The organism is Rhodococcus sp. BP-316, assembly GCF_019836105.1.
Classification (GTDB): domain Bacteria; phylum Actinomycetota; class Actinomycetes; order Mycobacteriales; family Mycobacteriaceae; genus Rhodococcoides.
Window position 1 is genome coordinate 141,354 of the sequence record NZ_JABUEE010000003.1, and the last position, 24,152, is coordinate 165,505.

The window sequence follows — 24,152 nt, forward strand, 5'->3', positions numbered from 1 at the left end:
CCGTCGGCCGACACCGTTGGACTCGAGGAGATTCTTGCCACGCCCGCTGCCCGAGGCAGTACGGTGACCCGAACGGGGGGAACCATGGCGCTGTCGCGCAGCATGAATCGACTGATCGCGGGGCGGATCACACCAGAGATTGCGGCGGATCCGCACGCCGCCATCCTGCCGACCCCCATCGCCGACGACTCCTTCTTCGACACGCCTGATCACGACCTGTCACCGGGTGTCCTCGTGCGCCACCGCGATGCGACGGGATGGTTCCCGCGACCACGAACCCGCCTGCGCCAGTTCATGGTCGGCTCCACCGACGCTCTCGGTCGTCCGGTGCCCGTCACCGCCACGCTGATGGAACCGAGGAGGCCGTGGCGCGGGTCGGGTCCCCGGCCCGTGGTCGTGCACAACGTCGCGATCGACTCGCTCGGCACCCGGTCGACACCGTCGTATCGCATCGTCCACGGCGTCGGCCAGGACTTCCCCACGGTGGTTCCGCTCTGGCTTCAGCGCGGGTACGCGGTGCTGATTCCGGACCATCAGGGACCGCGTATGGCCTACGCCGAGGGGACCATGGCAGGGCACGCCGTGCTCGACAGCATCCGCGGACTCGTCGCGCTCGACTCGTCCTACGCGACGAGCCCGACCGCCCTCTACGGCTACAGCGGCGGTGCCATCGCGACGGCCTGGGCCGCGCAACTGCACCCCTCCTACGCGCCCGAGCTCGTCCTGCGCGGCGCCGTGGCCGGAGGATCACCGGTCGACGTCGGCTTGCTGCGCGGGACCATGAACGGCACTCTCGGAGCCGGCCTCTTCGGGGCGGCGATCATCGGCATGGCTCGCGAACACCCAGCCCTGGTCGAGCAGTTCAGCCCCACCGGCATCGTTCTCGCGTCGATGATCAAGGACCTGTCCGTCGTCCCGCTGGCCTTGTCCGGGCTGGCGCGGTTGCGACTGGAACGGCTGTCCGTGGACCCGGGCGTGTTCGAGTCCGCCACCGCGCGCGCCGTCATCGAGGCGAACACTCCGGGGGCGGACGCGCCCGTCGTACCCGTGGCGTTCTATCACGGTGCTGCGGTGCCCAGGTTCGCCGATCGGTGGATCCCCGAGCAGGGCGTCCTGAACCTGGTCGACGCGTGGCGCGGACGCGGCGCGGACGTGGAGTACCGGCCCGTGTTCGGCGACCACTTCGTGGGCGCGCTGTCCGGTCTGCCGTTCGCGATGCGGTGGATCGACGCGAGGTTCCGGGACGGCTAGCCGTCCACCACCCACCAGGCGGCGTACGGCGGGAGCCAGACGGTGTCGTCGTCGACCGACCCGACGCCCGTCAGCACCTCCCGCGGAGCGACGATTCCCGAGCGGCCGAGGACGGACACCGCCACCGGGCGGTGTGTGTCGCTCACGTTGAACAGGGCGACGAGTGTGCCGCTCGGGTGCCGACGGCGGACACCCAGCACTCCGTCGTCCAGATCGCCCAGAACGTCGACCGGCGCCTCGGCATGCAGCATGGGCAGATCCGACCGCACGCGGGCGATGTGCGCGATGCCGTCGAACACCCGCTGCGCGTCGGAGCCCTGCTCGTGGCGTCGCGCCCTGTCGGCGTCGGTCACGCGCGGTCGGTGCACCCACCGGTTGTCGTCCTCGTGGCCGGGTTCCGCCGCCCAGTCGGGATCACCCGGCGAGCCGATCTCGTCCCCGCTCCACACCACGGGGATCCCGCCCCAGACCGCGACGAGGGCGTGGGCGAGGAACAGCCGGGCGAACGCGCCGTCCGGATCCCGTCGCTCCGCACCGAGGCCCGAGAGCGCCGCCGCCGTCCCGCTGATCCGACGGTCGCCGGTGTCCGGATTGTGTTGGAACACCAGACCTTCCGCCCACGACTGCGGGAACTCTCCGGAATACCAGTCGGCGAGGAAGTGTCGGTGGCCGGCGCCGGACAGACCCATCGCGGCCGCGTCGCCGTCGTCGATCGCCCATCCGATGTCGTCGTGGCACCGCACGTACGTCACCCACGTCCCGCCCGGCGGAGTCGGTGGCAGTGTCGACAGGGCGTGGCGCGCCAGCTCGGTGCTGCCCGAGGCCAGCATCGACCACACCTGGACCATGAGGCTGTTGTGGTAAGCGATGTCGGACACCCGACCGGTGTGCGATCCGGTTCCCAAGTAGGGCAACAGATCTCGTGGTCCGACGATCGCCTCGGCCTTGAACAACAGCGCAGGCGAGGCCATGCGCGCCGTCGCCCGCAGGATCTGCGTGATCGCGTGCACCTCGGGCTGATTCTGACAGTTGGTTCCCAGCCGCTTCCACAGGAAGGCGATGGCGTCGAGACGGACCACCTCGATGCCCAGGTTCGCGAGAGCGGCGACGATGTCGACGAACTCGACCAGCACCGCGGGATTGGCCCAGTTCAGATCCCACTGCCACTCGTTGAAGGTCGTCCAGACCCAGCCGTCGACGCCGTCGTCCCACGTGAAGTTCCCCGGTGCGAAGTCGGGGAACACCTCGGGCAGCGTGCGCTCGTAGGCGTCGGGCGTCGACCTGTCGGGATGGATGTGGAAGTAGTCGCGGTGGACTGCGTCGCCCTGACGCGCCAGTTCTGCCCACTCGTGTTCGCGAGCAACGTGATTGAGGACCAGGTCGATCACGGGACTGATCCCGCGCTCGCGCAGGGTGGCGGCGAGCGCGCGGAGATCGTCGACCGTCCCCAGGTCATTCCGCACCGTGCGGTAGTCCATGACCGCGTACCCGCCGTCGTTGTCGCCCGGACGCGGCGTGAGCAGCGGCATCAGGTGCAGGTAGGTGACACCGAGATCCGTCAGGTGGTCCAGCCGATCCGCCAGACCGGACAGAGTGCCACCGAAACGGTCGACGTAACAGGCGTACCCGAACATGGTGGGCTGCTGGAACCAGTCCGGCTCCAGCAGTCGCCGCTCGTCGAGCCGGTGCAGCTCGTCGGGCCGGTCCGCGAACGCGTATGCCGCGCGCTCGACGAGGGTGCGCGCCACCGCATCGGGCTCCGCGTACAGGGCGGTGACGGCCTCGTGGAGATCGGGCCACCAGCGCTCGACACGGAGAGTGAAGGTGTCGCGCCGGTGCGGCGGGAGCGGGGCGAGTGCCGCACCGATGATGTCGTGGATCGCGTCGGGTACGGCGGTGCGCGGCATGGTCGGGATTCTTCCACGCCCGGCAGTGGGTAGCCTCGAACTGCAGCTCACACGATCAACGAGAGGACGACCGATGGTGAACTTCGGCGAGATCAAGCGCAAGCTCGACCAGAACGAGGAGAAGGTCGAACAGGCACTGGACAAAGCGGGCGACGCGGCCAAGAAGAAGTTCGCCGGGCACGACTCCCAGATCGACGGCGCGCTGGACAAGGCCAAGGACGCCATCGGCGAGAAGAACAGCGACCGCACCGACGGTCCTCCCGCCTAGTGGTCGCGGTGGGGAACTTTCTGACAGGAGTGCTGGACGAGGCGCTCGACCGGACGGTAGTGCCCGGCTACTCCCGTATCGGGTCGGCCGTCCGTCGTCGATTCTGGGCGGCCGATCCGGCCCCGTTCCCCGCCCCCATCGACGTGATCGTCACCGGCGGCAGCTCGGGTCTCGGCGCAGCTGCCGCCCGACAACTGGCCGTCCTCGGTGCGCGGGTGCACCTGGTCGGGCGTTCGGCGCGGCGGCTCGACGCCTCCGCGACCGAGATCCGCCACACCGTGCCCGGCGCCGAGCTCGTCGCGCACGAGTGCGACATGAGCGACCTCGATGCCGTGGCTGCGCTGGTCACCACCCTGACCGCTCAGCTGACGTCGATCCACGCGGTGGTGCACTGCGCCGGCGTCATGCCGCCCGAGCGCACCGAGACGGCACAGAAGCACGAGATGGCCTTCGCGACCCACGTGCTCGGGCCCGTCGCGCTCACGGTCGGGCTACGCGAGCTGTTCGACGCGGGGTCCCGCGTGGTGTTCGTCTCCAGCGGCGGCATGTATCCGGTGCCGCTGCAGACCACCGACGTCGAGTTCGCTCACGGCGACTACTCGGGCCTCACCGCCTACGCCCGCACCAAGCGCATGCAGGTGGTGATCACCGAGCAACTGGCGGAGCGCCTCACCGGGCCCGACGATCCCGTCGTGCACAGCATGCACCCGGGGTGGGCGGCCACACCCGGTGTCACGGACTCCATTCCGATGTTCGGCTCGGTGATGAAACCCATCCTGCGCACCGCCGACGACGGAGCCGACACCATCGTGTGGCTCGCGGCCGCCGATCAGCCACTCGCGTCCACGGGGATGTTCTGGCACGACAGACGACCGCGCCCCACGCACTACCCGTCCTGGCGGCGGGACTCGCCGGAGGCACGGGACGCACTGTGGGGCGCGGTCGTGGAGGCCACGGGTATCGACCTCGGCTGACGTCTCCGTCAGAGGAGATCGGTCAGGTTCGACACGATCGAGGACCAGACCCACGGTTGATTCCAGATCCAGAGCGAAAGCATGGCGGTAGTCCTCACTGCAGGGAACATCTGTCCCCGACAGTCAAGACGCGTCGTTGCAGGCGTGCACCTCGGACGGCGGATGTCGGTGACGAGTCACTGTCACGCTCGGTGCATCACGACATTCACGACGTTTCCGTCAGGAGCGCGCACGAGGAATCGTCGGACTCCCCACTCCTCCGTGGTGAGCGGATGCACGATCTCGTGACCGCGACGGACGGCCTCCTCGTACGCCGCATCGACGTCGTCGACGTGAACCGACATCGCCGACTCCACCGGACTCGTCGCATCTCGCGTCACCAGTTGTACGTGCGCACCGGTCTCCGGTGACGTGAAGCGGGCGACCCAACCGAGATCGAACTCCTCGACCGCGAGTCCCAGGAAATCGGTGTAGAACGACTTCGCCTCGGCGATGTCCTCGACCGGCAGGTTGGTGGTGATGCGCTCGACTCGCATGGTGCGCATTCTGCCCCTCCCGGCCTGTTCGTGTCGGTGCCCGCTGCTACTTTCGCACACATGTTCGAACAGGGGTGGGCGACGCGCGATCCGGAGGCCATGGGCCTACCCGGACACCTCGCCGATGTCACGGTCGACGGCGTCCTCGGCGCACTCACCCACGCCACCGCCGGCGCCGCGTACCTCGAATGGACCCGCTACCGGGCCGCGGCGGAACTGCACACCCGACTGGTCGCACCACTGGACACCGCCGACCGCCGCCGCTTCGACGCCACCACTCACTGCGCCGCCCGCATCGCCGCAGTCCTGTCGATCACCCAGAGCGCAGGCGAGGGCATACTCACCCGTGCCGTGGCCCTGCGAGATCGTCTGCCCGATGTTGCAGCCTGCCTCCGCGACGGCCTCGTGACCCCGAAGTACATCCACACCATCATCGCCCGCACCGACCTCGTCGACGGCACCGACCATGCCCACCTGGTCGATGCCGAGATCGCGGCGGCACTACGGCGACGCGGCTCCTGGTCCGCCGGCCGGATGCGCGACATGGTCGACCGCATCGTCTATCGCCACGACCCCGACGCCGTCCGCGAGCGTCGTACTCGCGCGAAGGACGACCGCGGGTTCTGGATCGACCCCGCACCCGACGGCATGGCGTATCAGTGCGCCACCATGCCCGCCGAGAACGCCGTCCTCGTCGCCGCTGCTGTCGACGACCTCGCCGGACGCGTCTGCCCGAAAGACCCGCGCAGTGCCGGCGCCCGGCGCAGTGACGCCCTCTTCGCCCTCGCCACGCGCACCCCCTACGAATGCCAGTGCGACGACGACGACTGCAGTGCCCCCGGTTGGACCGGAGAGGACGGTCTCCTGACCACCGTCATCGTGCACGTCGTCGCCGACGCCGCCACCGTGAACGGGGACACCGCCTCCGCGCAGCAGGGCAACCCGGGTTTCCTCGCGGGCCACGGCGTCATCTCCGCCGACCACGTCGCCGACCTCGCTGCGCGCCCCGACGCCGTCCTCCGACCCGTCGCCACTTCGAACCCCGCCTCGCAACCCGCGGATCCCTACCGCCCGTCCAGTGCCCTCGACACGTTCGTGCGCATCCGCGATCAGTACTGCACCTGGCCCGGCTGCAGCAACGCCGTCTGGACCGGCGACCTCGACCACATCACCGAGTACGACCACGACGATCCCGCGGCCGGTGGACAGACGACCGACGTCAACCTCGGCGCCAAGTGCCGCTTTCACCACAATCTGAAGACGTTCGGCGACTTCGTCGACGACCAGTACCTCGACGAGGACACCGGACGCGTCGTCTCCACCATTGCCACACCCGAGGGACGCGTGATTCCGGGCCCGGCGCACAACGGGTACGACCTGCACCCCGGACTCGCCGACATCACCTTCGAGCAGCCGGCGCAGGACCCACCGGATCCCCCGCGCACATCACCGACCAGGCGAAGAACCCGCCTGGCAGACAAGCATGCCCGGCGGCGGTCCGAACGCTCCCGAAACCGACGCAGACGAGAGTTCGCCGACAACGACGACCCACCACCGTTCTGACAGGACGTCAGTCCAGGCAGAACTCGTTGCCCTCGACGTCCTGCATCACCATGCAGGACTCTTCTCCGTCGCCCGCGGGCAGGAGCCGCACTCGCGTGGCTCCGAGGTCGACGAGGCGTGCGCATTCCGCTTCCAGAGCCCCGAGGCGCTCGTCACCGACCATGCCGACGCCCACACGGACGTCGAGGTGGACGCGGTTCTTGACGGTCTTCGCCTCGGGTACGCGTTGGAAGTACAGGCGTGGACCCACCCCGTTCGGGTCCACGCATGCGAAGGCCGACCCCTGTCTCTCGGCGGGGAGCGAACGGTCGAACTCCGCCCAGTCGGCGAAGCCCGCGGGCGCCGGCGGCACCACGTATCCGAGAACCTCGCACCAGAATCGGGCGACTCGCTCGGGGTCCGCGCAATCGAAGGTGACCTGCACCTGTCTCACCTGAGCCATGGATCCACGCTAGGCGACAGTGGCGGCCGTCGGAAGGGAAATATTCGGGCGCCGTCAGCGTTCTCCGGTGCATGAAGAACATCGGGTTCCTGTCGTTCGGGCACTGGTCACCGTCGCCGCACTCGCAGACGCGCTCCGCATCGGACGTGCTGTTGCAGTCGATCGACCTCGCGGTCGCCGCCGAGGAACTCGGTGCAGACGGCGCGTACTTCCGCGTTCACCACTTCGCGAACCAGCTCGCGTCGCCGTTCCCTCTGCTCGCGGCCGTCGGTGCCAAGACCAATCGCATCGAGATCGGCACCGGCGTCATCGACATGCGCTACGAGAACCCGTTCTACATGGCCGAGGACGCCGGGTCCGCCGACCTGATCTCCGGCGGGCGGCTGCAGCTCGGTGTGAGCCGGGGATCGCCCGAGCAGGTCATCGACGGCTTCCGCTACTTCGGCTACGCCCCGGCCGAGGGCACCGACAGCGGAGACATGGCCCGTGAGCACACGCGCATCTTCCTGGACCTGTTGGAGGGCAAGGGCTTCGCGGAGCCGAACCCCTCCCCCATGTTTCCCAACCCGCCCGGCCTGTTGCGCCTCGAGCCGCACTCCGACGGGTTGCGTGAGCGCATCTGGTGGGGTGCAGGTACTCGTGCGACCGCCGAGTGGACGGCGCAGCAGGGCATGAACCTCATGAGCTCGACTCTGCTCAGCGAGGACACCGGCGTGCCGTTCCACGAACTGCAGGCCGAACAGATCGAGCGCTTCCGCAAGACGTGGTCCGACGTCGGCCACTCATTCGAACCGCGAGTGTCCGTGAGCCGCAGCATCTTCCCGATCGTCGACGACGTGGATCGTGCGTATTTCGGCCGCGAGGGCGGCAGCGGCGATCAGGTCGGCTACATCGACGGCGGCATCGCTCGTTTCGGCAAGACCTACGCCGGCTCACCAGACAAGCTCATCGCGGAGCTGGCGAAGGACGAAGCCGTCGCCGCGGCCGACACACTGCTCCTGACCGTGCCCAACCAGCTCGGCGTCGAGTACTGCGCACACCTCATCGAGTCGGTGCTGACGCACGTGGCACCTGAGCTGGGCTGGCGCTGAGCCGCAATCACACGTTGAAGCGGAACTCCACCACGTCGCCGTCGGCCATGACGTATTCCTTGCCCTCGATGCGGACCTTGCCGGCCGACTTGGCGGCGGCCATGGATCCGGCGGCGACGAGGTCGTCGTACGACACGACCTCGGCCTTGATGAAGCCCTTCTCGAAGTCGGTGTGGATGACGCCCGCTGCCTGCGGTGCGGTGTCGCCCTGGTGAATGGTCCACGCGCGGGACTCCTTCGGCCCCGCCGTGAGGTAGGTCTGCAGTCCGAGGGTGTGGAAGCCGGCGCGCGCCAGAGCGTGCAGGCCGGGCTCCGACTGGCCGATGCTCTCGAGCAGTTCCATCGCCGACTCGTCGTCGAGTTCGACGAGCTCCGACTCGATCTTGGCGTCGAGGAAGACGGCGTCGGCGGGAGCGACAGCGGCCTTCAACTCGGCAACCTTCGCGTCGTCGGTGAGCACCGACTCGTCTGCGTTGAAGACGTAGAGGAACGGCTTGGTGGTGAGCAGATTGAGCTCACGCAGTGACGACGCGTCGAACGTGTCCTTCACCGAGTACAGCGTCGTGCCGCTGTCGAGAATCGTCTGCGCTTCCTTGGCCGCGGCGACCATCGGCGCGCGATCCTTCTGCGTGCGAACTTCCTTCTCGAGACGCGGGATCGCCTTCTCGAGGGTCTGCATGTCCGCGATGATCAGCTCGGTCTCGATGACCTCGATGTCGGCGGCCGGATCGACCTTGCCGTCGACGTGCACCACGTCGTCGTCGGCGAACACGCGCACGACCTGGCAGATGGCGTCGGCCTCACGAATGTTCGCGAGGAACTTGTTGCCCAGGCCGGCGCCCTCGGACGCGCCCTTCACGATGCCGGCGATGTCGACGAACGTGACAGGCGCCGGAAGGATCTTCTCGGAACCGAAGATCTTGGCCAGCTCGTTCAGCCGCGGATCCGGCAACGGTACGACGCCCTCGTTCGGCTCGATGGTGGCGAACGGATAGTTCGCCGCCAGCACGTCGTTGTTGGTCAGCGCGTTGAAGAGGGTGGACTTGCCGACGTTGGGCAGTCCGACGATTCCGAGGGTGAGGCTCACAGGGAGGAGAGTCTACGTGCCGCCCCCGACCGCCCTGTCAGTACGTGTAGTCGGTGCCCGATCCCGCCGAGATCGCGAAGGCGATGAGCAGCACGTAGAAGAGGATGAACAGCGCGAAGAGCCCCACGAAGATGTAGAGCGAGTACTTGCCCAGCTGCTTCGTGCGTTCCGACGCGTAGTGCGCACCCTGATAGTCGCCCAGCGACCACCGCGGGAACACCGAGCTCGAGTGGTTGAACGCCGAGAACGCCAGCGGCCAGAAGAAGATCAGCGCGGCGGCGGCCCAGCCGGCGTTGGTCGGCGGCAGCGGCGGCGGGCCGTACTGCTGCTGGGGATAACTGGGGGGCTGCTGCTGCGGGAAGGCTCCGCTGGTCGGGAACGCTCCGGTGTCCGTCGGCCCCTTCGTCAGGTCGGGCTCGTACGACGAACCGGTGTACGGCTGCTGCGGGTACTCGGGGTGGTCTGACACACGAGCATCGTAGGCAGTCGTGGCGCGCGAGTGGGGTCTCGTTGTCATGTCGTGACGTTCGGCGACGGTCCCGGACCGCTCGGCGCAACGATCCGCACACGCCAGGCTCACAACCGCACGAAATGTCGGTCGGTCTGCTTACAGTGACTGCGATCACACGATGATCGCCGCCCCTCCACCGCATGCCAGGAGCCCGCAGATGACTGCCGTGTCCGACAGGGGGAACTCGCACGTCGAGTTCCTCAAGACCGACGACGACCTTCCCCCCGTGGGCGTCGTCGACCGCTCACCGATGACGGTGCCCAAACGCATCGTCTTCGTCATCATCGGTCTGCTGGGCGCCGTCGCCTGGACCGTCATCGCCGTGATCCGCGGCGAGCAGGTCAACGCGGTGTGGTTCGTCGTCGCGGCGGTCTGCACCTACATCTTCGCGTTCCGGTTCTACGCACGCCTCATCGAGAACCGCATCGTCCATCCGCGGGACGATCGGGCCACACCCGCCGAGATCCTGGAGAACGGCAAGGACTACATGCCGACGGACCGTCGGGTGCTGTTCGGCCACCACTTCGCCGCGATCGCGGGCGCCGGTCCCCTCGTCGGTCCCGTCCTCGCCGCGCAGATGGGATATCTGCCCGGCACGATGTGGATCATCATCGGCGTCGTCTTCGCCGGCGCGGTCCAGGACTTCCTGGTGCTCTGGATCTCGACCCGCCGTCGTGGCCGCAGTCTCGGTCAGATGGCCCGCGAGGAGCTCGGCGTGGTCGGCGGTATCGCCGCCCTCATCGGCGTCTTCGTCATCATGATCATCATCATCGCGGTGCTCGCACTCGTCGTCGTGAACGCACTCGCGGAGAGCCCGTGGGGCGTCTTCTCCATCGCACTGACCATCCCCATCGCCCTCTTCATGGGTGTCTACCTGCGGTACCTGCGCCCGGGCAAGGTCTCCGAGGTCTCGCTTATCGGCGTCGTCCTGCTGCTGCTCGCCATCATCTCCGGCGGCTGGGTCGCCGAGACCGAGTGGGGCGCCGACTGGTTCACGCTGTCCAAGGTCACCGTCGCGTGGTTGCTCATCGCCTACGGTCTCGCCGCGTCGATCCTCCCCGTGTGGCTGCTGCTCGCCCCGCGTGACTACCTGTCGACGTTCATGAAGATCGGCACCATCGTGCTGCTCGCCGTCGGCATCCTCATCGCTCGACCCGTCCTGCAGATGCCGGACATGACGTCGTTCGCCAGCGAGGGCAACGGCCCCGCGTTCTCCGGATCGCTCTTCCCGTTCCTCTTCATCACCATCGCCTGCGGCGCGCTCTCCGGTTTCCACGCTCTGATCTCCTCGGGCACCACGCCGAAGCTTCTCGAGAAGGAGAAGCAGATGCGGATGATCGGCTACGGCGGCATGCTCACCGAGTCCTTCGTCGCCATCATGGCTCTGGTCACCGCCTGCATCCTCGATCAGCACATCTACTTCGCGCTCAACGCACCGACCGCACTCACCGGCGGAACACCCGAGACCGCCGCGGCGTACGTCAACGGGCTCGGACTGTCAGGCGGGGACGTCAGCGCGGCCGAGCTGTCGCAGGCCGCGACGGACGTCGGTGAGGAGTCGATCATCTCGCGCACCGGCGGCGCCCCCACGCTCGCGTTCGGCATGTCCGAGGTGCTGCACCAGGTCTTCGGCGGCGAGAGCCTGAAGTCGTTCTGGTATCACTTCGCGATCATGTTCGAGGCGCTGTTCATTCTCACCACCGTCGACGCAGGCACGCGTGTCGCGCGCTTCATGCTGTCGGACTCGCTCGGCAATCTCGGTGGCGGCGCGAAGAAGTTCCGCGATCCGTCGTGGCGCGTCGGTGCCTGGATCTGCTCGGTCATCGTCGTCGCGGCCTGGGGCGCCATCCTGCTCATGGGTGTCACCGATCCGCTGGGCGGCATCAACACGCTCTTCCCGCTGTTCGGCATCGCGAACCAGTTGCTGGCCGCCATCGCGCTCACGGTCGTCCTGACCGTCGTGGTGAAGAAGGGTCTGCTGAAGTGGGCCTGGATCCCCGCGCTGCCGCTGGCCTTCGACCTCGTGGTCACCATGACGGCGTCGTACCAGAAGATCTTCTCCGACGTTCCGGCCATCGGCTACTGGGCGCAGCACAGCGACTTCAAGGAAGCGAAGTCGCAGGGCCTCACCGAGTTCCGGTCCGCCGCCACACCGGAGGCCATCGACGCCGTCATCCGCAACACCTTCATCCAGGGCACGCTGTCCATCGTCTTCGCGGTGCTCGTCCTCATCGTCGCGCTCGCCGGATTCGCCGTCTGCTTCAAGGCGATCCGCGCCGGTGGACTGCCCAGCAGCGAGGAGGAGGACGTACCGTCGAAGCTGTTCGCGCCCAGCGGTTTCCTCCCCACCGAGGCGGAGAAGTCGGTGCAGGCGGAGTGGGACGTCCTCATCGCCGACGGCACGGTCCGTCGGCCGGGAACGGGCCACTGACATGAACGCCGTCCTGAAGTCCGTTCGCGCCGCGACGTGGTGGATCACCTCCGTCATGGGTGATCACGACTACGAGCGTTTCGTCGAGCACCGGAACCGGGTCCATCCCGGGCATCCGGTGCCGTCCGAGCGCGAGTACTGGAAGGCACGTCATGCGGAGGCGGACGCGAATCCGGGCGCACGCTGCTGCTGAGATCATGACGGGGTGACGTCGCCGCGCTGGACCCTCGACACCTCCGAGCTGCCGTACTCCGCTCCGTACGACACGGGGTGGATGCGGTGGTTCCTGGCGGGTCACGCGGTTCCGGGCATGGAGACCTTCACGGACGGCGTCTACCGCCGGGCTCTGCGCCTCGATCACGGCCCCGCCGTCGTCACGTGCCGGTTCGTCCCGGGTGACGGCGGCGCGGGAGTCGTCCGGGTGGAGACGCGAGCCCGGGACGAGTCGGACGTCCCCACCGCGCTGTCCCGAGTGCGGCGGGTACTGGCCCTGGACGTCGACGCGGCTCCCGTCGACGCTGCGCTCGCGGCAGATCCTGCGCTCGCCGCGTCGGTGGCCGCGGCCCCGGGGATCCGCGTTCCCGGGGCGTTCGATGCCGCGGAGGTGCTTCTTCGCACGATGATCGGTCAGCAGATCTCGCTCGGTGCCGCGGCCACGCACACCGCCCGGCTCGTCGCGGCCCTCGGGGATCCGGTGGGCGACGACGAGGGCGAAGCCGACCACGGCATCACTCGCCTGTTCCCCACTCCCGAGGCCGTGGCCACACGCGGCACCGAGATCCTCACCGGTCCGGCGCGGCGGGTCGCCGCGATCGCGTCGACGGCCGACGCTCTGGCATCGGGCGCCGTGGACGTGCGCCACGACGGCGACGCGGCCACCCAGGAGCGTGCACTGCTGGCACTGCGCGGTGTCGGCCCGTGGACCGCCCGCTACGTGTCGATGCGGTTGCTGGGCGACCCCGACGTGCTGCTCGACACCGACCTGGTGGTCCGGCAGGGCGCGGCCCTCCTCGACATCGATCTGTCGGACACCGCCCACTGGTCACCGTGGCGGTCCTACGCCTCCATGCACCTGTGGCGTACTGCCCTTCTCGCCCGCGGGCTCACCATCGGGTAGTCCCTCCGTCGCCATGCGTGTGGAATCGGCTTCCCGGGTACAGTCACAGCGCGTTCGACTCTGCGTTCGCCGCATCATCGTCAGACGAGAGGACACACGTGAGCGAGAACGCGCCCACCACTTCCGCAGGTTCCGCGTCGGGCCGTGATCGCAGCGACCTGTTCGGCGCCGGCGGACTCTGGCTGGCCAAGTGGTCCGCCGTGCTCCTCGTCGTCTCGGCAGCGCTGTGGATCGCCGGCTGGCTGGTCGGCCAGCTGTGGGTGATCATGCTCCCGGTTCTGCTGGCACTGGTGGTCGCGACGGTGCTCTGGCCGCCCACCAGGCTGCTGCGCCGCATCGGCTTCCCGCCCGCGCTCGCCGCACTGACCACACTCCTCGGCTTCCTCGCGGTTCTCGCCGGTGTGGTCGCGTTCATCGTCCCCTCCGTCATCAGCCAGGCTCCCGATCTCGCGGACAGTGCCACCCTCGGCGTCTCGCAGGTCCAGGAGTGGCTCGAGGGCCCGCCCATCAATCTGGACGACGAGCAGATCGACAGCGCCGTCGAAGCCATCGTCACGCAGCTGCAGGACAGCGGCACGGCGATCGCCTCGGGCGTCTTCGCCGGCGTCGCCACCGCCGGGTCGATCCTGGTCACGCTCGGTCTGGTGCTCGTCCTGAGCTTCTTCTTCATCAAGGACGGCCCGCGCTTCCTCCCCTGGCTGCACGGACTGGCCGGACGCAAGGCCGGTGGTCATCTCGCCGAGGTACTCCGACGGGTGTGGGACACCCTGGGTGGCTTCATCCGTACCCAGGCCATCGTCAGCGCGATCGACGCGATCTTCATCGGCATCGGCCTGGTGATCCTCGGCGTGCCGCTGACCCCGGTGCTGATGACGCTCACCTTCCTCGGTGGCTTCATCCCCATCGTGGGTGCCTTCGTCGCCGGTGCCCTCGCCGTCCTGGTCGCGCTGGTGGCCAACGGGTTCACCACCGCGGTCATCGTCCTGGCGATCATCCTGGCCGTGCAGCAGATCGAAGGCAATGTCCTGCAGCCGATCCTGCAGAGCAAGTCGATGAACCTGCATGCCGCGATCGTGCTGCTGGCCGTCACCGCCGGCGGTTCCATCTTCGGCATCATCGGGGCGTTCCTCGCGGTCCCGGTCGCTGCGGCCACCGCGGTGCTGCTGCGCTACATCAACGAGCAGATCGAACTTCGGTCCGACGAGGATCCCGGCGCGAACGACATCGCCGAACGCATCCACGACGATCTCGGCACACCCGGTGACGACGCGCCCGTCGTCGTCCACGACGAGAAGACCCGATACGCGCCGGCGCCCTCGGACCAGTCCGACGACGTGGCACCGACTCCGATCGACGTCGACACGCACGAGGACGACGAGAAGAAGGACGACTGAGCGGTCACACTCCCGCGTGCACTCGTACCGTGGATCCGTGACGTTCGCGGATCACCTCGAGGCGTGAGGGGACCCGGTCACGGATCTCGTCGACGTGACTGACGATGCCCACCGTGCGCCCACCGGACCGGAGTTCGTCGAGGACTCCCATGACGGCGTCCAGTGATCCCGAGTCGAGGCTTCCGAACCCCTCGTCGATGAACATCGTGTCCAGGGTGATGCCGCCCGCCTCGGCCGCGACGACGTCGGCGAGACCCAACGCGAGCGCGAGCGACGCGCAGAACGCCTCGCCGCCCGACAGGGTGCCCGCCGACCGGACCACCCCGGTGTAGTCGTCGCGTACGTCGAGACCCAGCCCGCCGCGGGTGCCTCGGGGGCCCACGTCGTCGGAGTGCACGAACTCGAACCGGCCCTGCGACATCAACCGGAAGCGCACGGATGCCGCAGTGGCGACGTCCTCGAGCCTCGCGGCCAGCACGTAGGACCGCAGCGACATCCGGCGCGCGTTGGCGCCCTTGCCGGCCACCACCTCCGCCAGCTGCTCGAGTTCCGCGTGCTCGAGGTGGGCAGGTCCCAGACGGTCCGCAGCGGCCCACAGTTGGGCGACGAGGTCCTCGAGCATGCGTAGCCGACTGTCGGCGTCTCCGGCCGAGGCGATGGCCTCGTCCAGCAACCCCCGCAGTCGGATCTCCTCCGCATCGACGGCAGCGGTGTCGACGGTCTCCCCCACCATCGCCTCCGCCACGTCCGGCTCCGCGAGCACGGCCGCAGCCGCGGAGCGCTGCTTCTCGGCGTCGAGAACGGCGTTCTCCAGCACCGCGCACCGGGCCCTGTCACGGACCGCCGCCAGAGCGTCGGTGACCTCGGTGAATCCGTGCTCGCGCGCGCACTCCACCAGGTCGGTCTCGAGCCGCATCACCGCCTGATCGGCCGAGTCGGCGTCGCGGCGAGCGTCGCGCCACGCCACCGCGGCTGCGATGGCCGCGTCGAGTGCGGCACGCCGTTCCGCCACGGTGGACGTCGTCCCCACGGCGGCCGTGATGCGCGCGGTGGCCTCCGCGATCCGAGTCTCCAGCGCCTCCGTACGCCCGCGAGTGACGCCCAGTTCGGTCGTGATCGCATCGGCCCGCACCCGCAGACCTGCGGTCTCCTCGTCCAGCGCCGCCAGCGAGGTGTCGATCGCCGCGAGACGATCCGCGGCACGCCGCGCCTCCGCCAGTGCCGTCGTGGCCGCGTCCAGTTCGGCCGCGAGTTCCGCTGCGGTGCGATCCGCGCACCGGGTCGCGAGCTCGTCCACACGCTGTCGGCAGCGCTGCACCGCGGCGTCCGCCGTGGTGCGTTCCGCCTCGGCTGCACCGACCCGCTGTCCCGCGCGGTTCTCGTCGTCCCGGGACACCCGCCCCGCGGTCGGAGATGCGGGCGCCGGATGTTCCGTCGCGCCGCAGACTCCGCACGGGGCGCCGTCCTCGAGTCCCGCCGCGAGCTCCGCGGACATCCCCTCGAGACGGCGTTCCCGCAGGTCCAACCATTCCGTGCGCAGATCGTCGTAGCGGGTCCGGGCACGCTCGGCCGTCGTCACGGCCGCCGCGAGGCGCTCGGACTCGCGAGCCCACTCGACGTGTGCGCGTGCCGCGTCCTCGGCACCGTGATGCCGCGCCTCCAGGCCGGCGAGACCGGCACGAGCCGCGACGGCTACTCGATGCTCGGCGTCCAGTGCCGCGCGCTCCTCGGGCACCGCGTCGAGACGTACCCGTACCGCCCGCAGGTCCGTCTCCAGACCGCGCACCCGGGCGACGGCGCGTTCCCGATCGGCCACCGCCGTCCTTCGATCGGACTCGTCGCCGGCGACACTGTCCAGCACCGCGCACTCGCCGCTCCACCGGTGCACCGCGGCATCGAGCACCTCCGCATCGGCAGGACGGGGCGGCCACGACAACGTCCCGACCAGCACGGCGGCCTCGGTCTCGGCAGCCGCCCGCTCCCGGCGCCGCATCGTCGCGGCGGCGGCGGCCGCGCGCTGACGGTGCTGGTCGAGGGTGACGGCGCGATCGCGCACCGGCAGCGCCCGACGCGCACGGTCCAGCTCAGCGATCTGCTGCGCGCGCTCGGCGTCGCCGTCCGCCAGCACCGTGAGTCGCGCTGCTGCCGCGGCCCCCCGCTCGCGTGCCTCCCGGCGGCGGTGCGCGATCCGAGCGGTCTCACGAGACGCGGCGTGTTCGGCGCGCGCTGTCCGCAGATGCTCTGTGCGCCCACGGGCCAGCTCTCGGGCACCGCCCAGAAGATCGGTCCCCCACTCCACCACGTCGGTGCCCGTGAAGAGGTCCACGGCGGCGGCGGTGGCCACCTGGGCAGCCAGTCTGTCGACGGACTCCGATCGCCCGGCGAGACGCTCCGCGCTGGCGCGACGCTGATCCTGGAACCACGTCTCGATGTCGCGGAACCGATCGGTGTCGAACAACTGCTCGAGCAGCGCACCCCGTTCTTCGTTGCGCGCCCGCAGGAACCGCGCGAAGTCCCCCTGCGGCAACAGGACGACCTGGAAGAACTGGTCCACCCGCATACCGAGCAGGCGCTCGACCTCGAGCGCGATCTCGTCGATGCGCGTCAGGTTCTCGCCCCGGCCGTCGTGCCACGTCAGCGTCGCCTTGGCGTTCTGTTTCGTGGTTCCCACCCCGCGCCGCTTGGGGCGCAGGAACTCCGGCTGCCGGACGATGGTGAGGCGGCGGCCACCCAACGTCGCGTCGAGTTCGACGCGCGGAACCACACCCGGCGCAGCGTGATCCGACAACAGGCGTCGACTCTCTCGGCGCGAGCCGGGGAGAACGCCGTAGAGAGCGAAGGCGATGGCGTCGAGAACGGACGTCTTTCCCGCTCCGGTGGGGCCGTGCAGGAGGAAGAGGCCGTCGGCCCCGAGATCGTCGAAGTCGACGTCGACCGTGCCGCCGAACGGCCCGAACGCGGTGACCGACAACGCATGCAGTCTCACGCCGAGCGCACCCACTCGTGCTCGACAGGCGATGCGGACGTCGAATCCCGTTGACCCGTGACGTTCTCGACCGCACGATCGAGCAGCTCGACCTCGGACGACGAGGGCGCGCTGCGCACGTCCGCGAGGAAGCTGCTGAGCACCTCACGGTCCGACCTACCCTGCACCTTCTCGCGGTAGCTCCCGGAATCGACACCGGCCGGGCGCTTCCACTCGAGGTGCACCGCGTGCGGGAAACGCTCCTGCAGACGGCGCATCGCGTCGACGGGCCGCACCGCATCGGTGAGCACAGCGGAGACGTAATGCTCTGTCGCGGAATCGAACCGGTTCTCCGTGCAGAGCTCCTCGAGCGTTCCCTCCAGGACGGACAGGCCCCGCACCACCGGCAGATCGACGCGCGTGACGACGCGGCCACCCGAGCCGTCGATGTCGACGAGCCACGCAGCCTTGCGATGCGAACGCTCGCCGAACGAGTACGGCAGCGGCGATCCCGAGTACCGGATGTGGTCGTCGATGGTCTGCGGAGAGTGCAGGTGGCCCAGCGCGACGTAGTCGATACCGCCGAAGATCGAAGCCGGCACGGTCTCGACGCCACCGACGGAGATCGAACGCTCGGAACCCGTACCCTCGCCGCCGATCACGAAGGCATGGGCCAGCACCACCGAGCGGACCGACGAGTGCCGCGTCGCCAGATCGGCCGCGATGCGGCCCATCGCCGCCTGCAGCACCGCGGCGTGCGAACGAGCGCCGGGTACCCCGAGCTCGGCGCGGGTGGCGTCCGGCTCGAGGTACGGAATGCCGTAGAACGCCACGTCACCGTACTCGTCCGCCAGCACGACCGGTCGGTCGACGGCGTCGACGGTGGTGAACAGATGCAGACCGCCGGCAGCGGAGAACGCCGACCCGGCACCGAGCCGAGCGGGCGAGTCGTGATTGCCCGACGTGGCGACGATGACGGCCCCCGCGTCGCGGATGGCCTCGAATGCCTTGTTGCACAGCCGGACCGCGTCCGCATTGGGCACCGCACGGTCGTAGATGTCCCCGGGGACCACGACGACGTCCACACTCTGTTCTCGGACGACGGTGGCGAGAGCCTCCAGAGCACGACGCTGATCGGCCAGCAGGTCGACACCGTGAAAGGTGCGCCCGATGTGCCAGTCCGAGGTGTGCAGGATTCTCATGTCGCCGACGCTAACGGAGACCTACGACAAAGACGCTCGGGCCGAGGGTGTGTCGGTACCCCGGTTCATAGTGAGCCTCATGACCGCCCTCACTGCCGTGACCACTCTCGTCACCCTTCTCGTCGGCCTGGGGTTGGGCTGGTGGTTGCGGGCCGCACGCGGCGACGTCGAACTCGCCCGTGCGGGTGAGCGGCTCGCGGTTTCCGCGGACAACGAGGAGACGCTGCGGCGGTCGTTGTCGCTGCTCAACGAGGACTCCGCGCGGCGCCACTCCGGCGCCATCGGTCAACAGGTCTCCCACCTGGTCGACCCGCTGCGGGAGGCGGTCGACGCACTCGAGGAACACGTACGGCTCGTCGAGCGCGACCGTGTTCACGCATACGCGGGACTGACCGAGCAGGTCGCCGGGATGCACCGCGCCTCGCGGCAGTTGGCGTCGCAGACGGACCAGCTCGTCACCGCGCTGCGGGCACCACAGATTCGTGGCCGGTGGGGCGAGATCCAGCTCGAGCGGGTCGTGGAGCTGGCCGGCATGACGCGCCACTGCGACTTCGACACCCAGGTCGCCGCACCCGGCGTGCGCCCCGATCTGGTGGTCAAGCTCGCCGGCGGCAAGCGCATCGTCGTCGACGCCAAGGTTCCGCTGGTCGCCTTCCTCGACGCGAGCGCCGAGCAGGATCCCGAGACCATCGATCGGCATCTCGAACGCCACGCCAAGCACCTGCGCACACACGTCGACCAGCTCGCCGACAAGAAGTACTGGCACGCGTTCGACCCGTCGCCGGAATTCGTCGTCCTCTTCGTTCCGGGCGATCCGTTCCTCGACGCTGCGCTGACGCGCGACCGCGGCCTGCTCGAACACGCCTTCTCCCGCAACGTGGTGCTCGCCACCCCGACCACTCTCATCGCCCTGCTGCGGACCGTCGCCTACACGTGGAAACAGGACGCACTGGCCGAGGACGCCGCTCGCGTGCGTGTGCTGGGCCGTGAGCTGTACGAGCGCCTCGGCACGGTCGGAGCCCACGTCGATCGCTTGGGATCACAGCTGGGCAAGGCCGTGGACTCGTTCAACGCAGCGGCGGGATCGTTGGACGCCCGGGTCTTCGTCACAGCACGCAAGCTCCACGAGATGTCCCTCTTCGACGGCGAACCGCCGCAGGTCACGAGTGTGGACCAGCGGCCACGAACCATGACCGCGACTGCGATGGAGGGCACCTCGTCGACGTGTCGCGGGCATGCCGACGACGCAAGTCGTTGAATCAACGCTAACCTCGCTGTGTGTCTTCCCCCCAACGCGCACGCTCGGGAGTGCCTCTCGACCAGCGCTCCGCTGTGCCGTCGGTACCCGGAATCCCCGCATGGGGCGCCGTCGCGGTGGCAGTGGGCGCAGCCGTCCTGGGCTTTCTCGTCGATGCCATGCGTGGCGACGAGCTGGGATCGACGTTCGCCGTCCTGTACGTGCTCGGTGCACTCATCGCCGTCGTCGCGGTCCGCCATCGTGGACTCTTCACCGCCATGGTGCAGCCGCCGCTCATCATGTTCCTCGGCGTCCCCATCGCGTACCAGATCCTCACCGACGGAGCGGGCACCTCGATCAAGGACATCGTCCTGACCGTCGCCGTGCCGCTCGTCGATCGCTTCCCGCTCATGGCGCTGACCACGCTGTTGGTCCTCGGCGTCGGTGGCGCCCGGCTCGCGCTCGATCGTCGCCCCACTCCGGTCCGGAAGCCGGCGCGCGCAGCGCGACCGGCCGCGGCAGCGCGTGACGCCGCACCCCGACGGTCGCGCTCCGAACGTCCCGCCACTCGCGAGACGGCGGGACGGGCGGAGGAACGCCGCAGGACCCGCCAGGAACCGCGGACGGACGCACCCGACGCTCGACACGACCGCACCCGGCGTGCACGGCCCGCCGCACCGCAACCGCGCGAGGAGTCACGCGCTGCTCGGCCCGCCCCGCGCGCCTACGAGGGCCAGGTCACGGCTTCCGACAACGGTCGCCCACGGGAAACTCGCCCCCGGTACGAACCCACGCCGTACGAACCCACGCCGTACGAACCCCGGCGCACCGGTGCGGAGAATCTGTCGCCGTACCCCGCACCACGGGTGCGCTACCGCGACCGGGACTGATCTCCCGGCCGCGGTCGGCTCAGACCCGGCTGGTGGTCCGCAGCTCGCGAGGAAGCGCGAAGACCAGCGTCTCGTTGGCCGTCGTCACCGACTTCACGTCGCCGAAGCCATGTGTCTCGAGCAGGTCCAGCACTCCACGCACCAGCACCTCCGGCACGGATGCGCCGGACGTGATGCCCACCGTGCGGACGCCCTCGAGCCAGGCGAGATCGATGTCCTTGGCGTAGTCGACCAGGTAGCTCGCGCGCGCGCCCGCGGCGAGCGCGACCTCGACCAGACGGACGGAGTTCGACGAGTTCGTCGACCCGACCACGATCACGAGATCGCATTCGGGCGCCATCGCCTTGACGGCGACCTGACGGTTCTGGGTGGCGTAGCAGATGTCGTCGCTGGGCGGATCCTGCAGGTTGGGGAACTTCTCCCGCAGTCGCGCGACAGTCGTCATGGTCTCGTCGACACTCAACGTGGTCTGCGACAACCAGATGACGCGGTTCTCGTCCCGGACGGTGACGGCGTCGACGGAATCCGGCCCGTCCACGACCTGCACGTGGTCCGGGGCCTCGCCCGCGGTGCCCTCGACCTCCTCGTGACCCTCGTGGCCGATGAGCAGGATGTCGAAGTCGTCGCGAGCGAACCGCTTGGCCTCCTGGTGCACCTTCGTCACCAGTGGGCACGTCGCGTCGATGGTGCGCAGGTTCTTGGCGGCCGCGGACTCGTGGACCGCCGGTGAGACACCGTGCGCGGAGAACACGAGCAGTGCCCCGTCCGGCACCTCGTCGGTCTCGTCCACGAAGATGACGCCCTGATCGGACAGCGTATCCACCACGTGGCGGTTGTGCACGATCTCCTTGCGCACGTAGATCGGGGCGCCGTGCTTCTCGAGCGCCTTCTCGACCGTCTCCACCGCTCGGTCCACACCGGCGCAGTACCCGCGCGGCTCGGCGAGCAGAACGCGCAGCGGGCCGTCGTAGACCTCACCGGTGACCGCCGGCCGGGCGATACCCAGCTCGAGCGGGATGGCGGAGGAGGTGGTGGAGGACGAGGACACCGGAAGAGCCGAAGACATACCACGAGGATACGGGTAGTCGGGTGGGCGTCGCTTCCCGCGCACGTCGACTGGGAAAAATGCGCGACGTGGGGCACTCTGTGAGACATGATCCGTCCACCCTTCGCCGCCCGCGTCGCGCTCGGAATCGCCGTGACCGTCGTCGAGGAGGCTCGGCGTCTCCCCACCACCGCCATCTCCCTGCCGATGACCGCCGTGAGCGAGGTCCTCCAGACCGCGATGCGTCTGCAACAGACCGTCACCGAGCTGGCCATCAAGGGCGACCAGGTGTTCTCCCTGATCGGCTCCCGCCCGGTCGAGACCGCGGAGTGGGCGACCTTCGACGACGACGCGGACGTCGCACCCGCGCGGTACACGCAGGTGCCGCTGTCCACCGAGCCCGAGCCGGTCGGTGACCCGGCCGGAGAGATCGACGTGCCGGAGCCCGGTGCGCCCGCAGGGCGGTTCGCCCTGTACTCGACCCCGCCGTCGGAGATCGAGACGACCGAACCCGTTCCGGCCCCGGCTCTCGCGACCGCGCCGACCGCGACTCCCGAGATCGTGGAGTACCTCGACTACGACGCCCTGACGCTGGCTCAGTTGCGTGCCCGTCTGCGGTCGCTGTCGGTCGAGGACCTCACGTCACTTCTCGAGTACGAGACGTCGGCCGCGGATCGCGCGCCGTACCGGACCATGCTCGAGAACCGCATCACCACCGCCCGAGCGAAGTGATTCTCGGACCACGATGACCACGGCCGCCACCAGCACCGCCGAGAACCCGCTCCCCGTCCGCACGGTCGCGACGAAGGTCGCCGGGTGGATCGATCGCCTCGGCAGCGTGTGGGTCGAGGGCCAGATCACGCAGATCTCGGTGCGTGCGGGAACGCGCACGGCGTTCCTGACGCTCCGCGACCCGTCCGCCGACATGTCGCTGTCGGTGACGTGCTCACCGATGCTCATCCAGAACTCTCCCGTGCCGTTGACCGAGGGCGCTCGCGTCATCCTCTACGGCAAGCTCAGTTTCTTCACCGGTCGCGGCACACTGTCGTTGCGCGCCACGGAGATTCGAGCGGTGGGAGTCGGCGAGCTGCTCGCCCGCATCGAGCGCCTGCGCGGTCTTCTCGCGGCCGAGGGACTCTTCGATCCGCGACTCAAGCGGCCGCTCCCCTTCCTGCCCCGCGTCGTCGGGCTCGTCACCGCACGCGCCAGTGCTGCCGAACGCGACGTGCTCAGCGTCGCGGAACGGCGGTGGCCGGCGGTGCGCTTCGAGGTACGCAACACTCCCGTGCAGGGCCCGTCGGCGGTGCCCGGCATCCTGCGCGCGCTGGCCGAGCTGGACGAGGACCCCACGGTCGACGTGGTGATACTCGCCCGTGGCGGCGGCAGTGTCGAGGATCTGCTGCCGTTCTCCGACGAGGCGCTCTGCCGCGCGATCTCCCGTGCGACGACGCCCATAGTGAGCGCCATCGGACACGAACCGGACAGTCCACTCAGCGATCACGTGGCGGATCTTCGTGCGGCCACCCCCACCGATGCCGCCAAGCTCGTCGTGCCCGACGCCGTGGCCGAACGGGAACTGGTCGCCGAGCTGCGGAGCCGCAGCGCCGCAGCGCTCCGCAGTTGGGTGCAGCGCGAGGCGCGCGCACTCGACGCCCTGCGGCACCGGCCCGTGCTGGCCGATCCCCTCTCCGCGGTCGCCCGCCGCGAGGAGGAGATCGCCGAGATGCGCCGCGTCGTCCGCCGTGACGTGGAGCGCGCGGTGTCGCGAGAGGCGACGACGGTGGAGCACATGCGCGCGCGTCTGACCACGCTCGGACCGGCGGCGACTTTGGCGAGGGGCTACTCGGTGGTGCAGCGCATGGTCCCCGGATCCGACCCCGAGGTGCTCCGGTCGGTCGACGACGCCGCGCCGGGTACGCAGCTCCGGGTCCGCGTCGCGGACGGCGTGGTCACGGCCGTCACGATGGGTCGCAGTTCCGCCACCTGACTCGTCCGCTGTCGGACTCTCGAGGCAGCATGGGGACTCATGAACGAGACACCGATCGCCGAGCTGGGCTACGAGGACGCGCGCGACGAGTTGGTCGACGTGGTCAAGCTGCTCGAGCAGGGCGGCCTGGATCTCGATGCCTCACTGGCGCTGTGGGAGCGCGGCGAAGCGCTGGCGACGCACTGCGAGCAGCACCTGGCCGGCGCGCGCACGCGTATCGAGAAGGCGCTGGCCCGCGACGAGGAGTGAGCGAG

The 24,152-nt window shown here is 69.2% G+C and carries 22 protein-coding genes; 14 read left to right on the plus strand and 8 right to left on the minus strand.

Going from position 1 to position 24,152, the window contains the following annotated elements:
• Positions 1-84: 84 nt before the first annotated feature.
• Positions 85-1,251 carry a lipase family protein gene (locus tag HQ312_RS06900; protein ID WP_222638335.1) on the plus strand — a complete coding sequence of 389 codons (1,167 nt, stop codon included), beginning with the start codon at positions 85-87 and terminating at the stop codon, positions 1,249-1,251.
• Here HQ312_RS06900 and HQ312_RS06905 read toward each other — a convergent pair.
• Entirely contained in the window at positions 1,248-3,158 is a 1,911-nt protein-coding gene (locus HQ312_RS06905; protein ID WP_222638180.1) for an alpha-amylase family protein, read from the minus strand. The two genes, HQ312_RS06900 and HQ312_RS06905, sit on opposite strands and share 4 nt — an antisense overlap.
• Before the next feature lie 73 nt (positions 3,159-3,231).
• On the opposite strand from HQ312_RS06905, the gene HQ312_RS06910 reads away from it, so the two are divergent.
• Entirely contained in the window at positions 3,232-3,426 is a 195-nt protein-coding gene (locus tag HQ312_RS06910; RefSeq protein WP_037183861.1) for an antitoxin, read from the plus strand.
• An 8-nt stretch (positions 3,427-3,434) separates the two neighbouring features.
• Entirely contained in the window at positions 3,435-4,400 is a 966-nt protein-coding gene (locus HQ312_RS06915) for an SDR family NAD(P)-dependent oxidoreductase (RefSeq protein WP_285188402.1), read from the plus strand.
• A gap of 182 nt (positions 4,401-4,582) precedes the next feature.
• Here the strand turns inward: HQ312_RS06915 and HQ312_RS06920 are convergent, their stop codons facing one another.
• Positions 4,583-4,936 carry a VOC family protein gene (locus HQ312_RS06920; RefSeq protein WP_222638182.1) on the minus strand — a complete coding sequence of 118 codons (354 nt, stop codon included), beginning with the start codon at positions 4,934-4,936 and terminating at the stop codon, positions 4,583-4,585.
• Between the two features lie 60 nt (positions 4,937-4,996).
• On the opposite strand from HQ312_RS06920, the gene HQ312_RS06925 reads away from it, so the two are divergent.
• Positions 4,997-6,499 (plus strand): DUF222 domain-containing protein, encoded by a 1,503-nt coding sequence (locus HQ312_RS06925; RefSeq protein ID WP_222638183.1) that lies wholly within the window; start codon positions 4,997-4,999, stop codon positions 6,497-6,499.
• Between the two features lie 7 nt (positions 6,500-6,506).
• Here the strand turns inward: HQ312_RS06925 and HQ312_RS06930 are convergent, their stop codons facing one another.
• Positions 6,507-6,941, minus strand: a complete 435-nt coding sequence (locus HQ312_RS06930; RefSeq protein WP_222638184.1) for a VOC family protein — start codon at positions 6,939-6,941, stop codon at positions 6,507-6,509.
• A gap of 71 nt (positions 6,942-7,012) precedes the next feature.
• On the opposite strand from HQ312_RS06930, the gene HQ312_RS06935 reads away from it, so the two are divergent.
• Positions 7,013-8,032 carry an LLM class flavin-dependent oxidoreductase gene (locus HQ312_RS06935; RefSeq protein WP_222638185.1) on the plus strand — a complete coding sequence of 340 codons (1,020 nt, stop codon included), beginning with the start codon at positions 7,013-7,015 and terminating at the stop codon, positions 8,030-8,032.
• A 7-nt stretch (positions 8,033-8,039) separates the two neighbouring features.
• Here the strand turns inward: HQ312_RS06935 and ychF are convergent, their stop codons facing one another.
• Together ychF and HQ312_RS06945 are read right to left on the minus strand one after the other, a co-directional pair.
• Positions 8,040-9,119 (minus strand): redox-regulated ATPase YchF, encoded by a 1,080-nt coding sequence (gene ychF, locus HQ312_RS06940; protein ID WP_056447386.1) that lies wholly within the window; start codon positions 9,117-9,119, stop codon positions 8,040-8,042.
• Positions 9,120-9,156: 37 nt separating this feature from the next.
• Positions 9,157-9,588 (minus strand): CD225/dispanin family protein, encoded by a 432-nt coding sequence (locus HQ312_RS06945; protein WP_285188397.1) that lies wholly within the window; start codon positions 9,586-9,588, stop codon positions 9,157-9,159.
• A 199-nt stretch (positions 9,589-9,787) separates the two neighbouring features.
• Between HQ312_RS06945 and HQ312_RS06950 the strand changes: the two genes are divergently transcribed.
• From HQ312_RS06950 to HQ312_RS06965, 4 genes are all read left to right on the plus strand, one after another.
• On the plus strand, positions 9,788-12,061 hold the full coding sequence (locus HQ312_RS06950; protein WP_222638186.1) for a carbon starvation CstA family protein: 2,274 nt from the start codon (positions 9,788-9,790) through the stop codon (positions 12,059-12,061).
• A 1-nt stretch (position 12,062) separates the two neighbouring features.
• Positions 12,063-12,254 carry a YbdD/YjiX family protein gene (locus HQ312_RS06955; protein WP_051612930.1) on the plus strand — a complete coding sequence of 64 codons (192 nt, stop codon included), beginning with the start codon at positions 12,063-12,065 and terminating at the stop codon, positions 12,252-12,254.
• A gap of 12 nt (positions 12,255-12,266) precedes the next feature.
• Positions 12,267-13,178, plus strand: coding sequence for a DNA-3-methyladenine glycosylase (locus HQ312_RS06960; RefSeq protein WP_056447382.1), 912 nt, complete (start codon positions 12,267-12,269; stop codon positions 13,176-13,178).
• A 98-nt stretch (positions 13,179-13,276) separates the two neighbouring features.
• Positions 13,277-14,572: an AI-2E family transporter gene (locus tag HQ312_RS06965; RefSeq protein WP_082544615.1), complete on the plus strand. Its 1,296-nt coding sequence runs from the start codon at positions 13,277-13,279 to the stop codon at positions 14,570-14,572.
• A 4-nt stretch (positions 14,573-14,576) separates the two neighbouring features.
• Here HQ312_RS06965 and HQ312_RS06970 read toward each other — a convergent pair whose 3' ends face one another.
• Positions 14,577-17,558: an AAA family ATPase gene (locus HQ312_RS06970; RefSeq protein ID WP_222638187.1), complete on the minus strand. Its 2,982-nt coding sequence runs from the start codon at positions 17,556-17,558 to the stop codon at positions 14,577-14,579.
• Entirely contained in the window at positions 17,555-18,739 is a 1,185-nt protein-coding gene (locus HQ312_RS06975) for an exonuclease SbcCD subunit D (protein ID WP_222638188.1), read from the minus strand. The genes HQ312_RS06970 and HQ312_RS06975 overlap by 4 nt, the downstream gene beginning before the upstream one ends.
• Positions 18,740-18,818: 79 nt before the next feature.
• Between HQ312_RS06975 and HQ312_RS06980 the strand changes: the two genes are divergently transcribed.
• Both HQ312_RS06980 and HQ312_RS06985 read left to right on the plus strand, forming a co-directional pair.
• A complete protein-coding gene (locus tag HQ312_RS06980) occupies positions 18,819-19,997 on the plus strand; it encodes a DNA recombination protein RmuC (protein ID WP_027503918.1) in 1,179 nt (392 codons plus the stop codon).
• A 20-nt stretch (positions 19,998-20,017) separates the two neighbouring features.
• Positions 20,018-20,866 (plus strand): DUF6542 domain-containing protein, encoded by an 849-nt coding sequence (locus HQ312_RS06985; protein ID WP_222638189.1) that lies wholly within the window; start codon positions 20,018-20,020, stop codon positions 20,864-20,866.
• Between the two features lie 19 nt (positions 20,867-20,885).
• Here the strand turns inward: HQ312_RS06985 and HQ312_RS06990 are convergent, their stop codons facing one another.
• Positions 20,886-21,932, minus strand: coding sequence for a 4-hydroxy-3-methylbut-2-enyl diphosphate reductase (locus HQ312_RS06990; protein ID WP_222638190.1), 1,047 nt, complete (start codon positions 21,930-21,932; stop codon positions 20,886-20,888).
• A gap of 87 nt (positions 21,933-22,019) precedes the next feature.
• On the opposite strand from HQ312_RS06990, the gene HQ312_RS06995 reads away from it, so the two are divergent.
• The 3 genes from HQ312_RS06995 to HQ312_RS07005 are packed head-to-tail and all read left to right on the plus strand — an operon-like array spanning position 22,020 to position 24,147.
• Positions 22,020-22,643: a lipid droplet-associated protein gene (locus HQ312_RS06995; protein ID WP_222638191.1), complete on the plus strand. Its 624-nt coding sequence runs from the start codon at positions 22,020-22,022 to the stop codon at positions 22,641-22,643.
• A gap of 13 nt (positions 22,644-22,656) precedes the next feature.
• Positions 22,657-23,898, plus strand: coding sequence for an exodeoxyribonuclease VII large subunit (gene xseA, locus HQ312_RS07000; RefSeq protein ID WP_056447374.1), 1,242 nt, complete (start codon positions 22,657-22,659; stop codon positions 23,896-23,898).
• Positions 23,899-23,937: 39 nt separating this feature from the next.
• A complete protein-coding gene (locus HQ312_RS07005) occupies positions 23,938-24,147 on the plus strand; it encodes an exodeoxyribonuclease VII small subunit (RefSeq protein WP_027503922.1) in 210 nt (69 codons plus the stop codon).
• Positions 24,148-24,152: the final 5 nt, after the last annotated feature.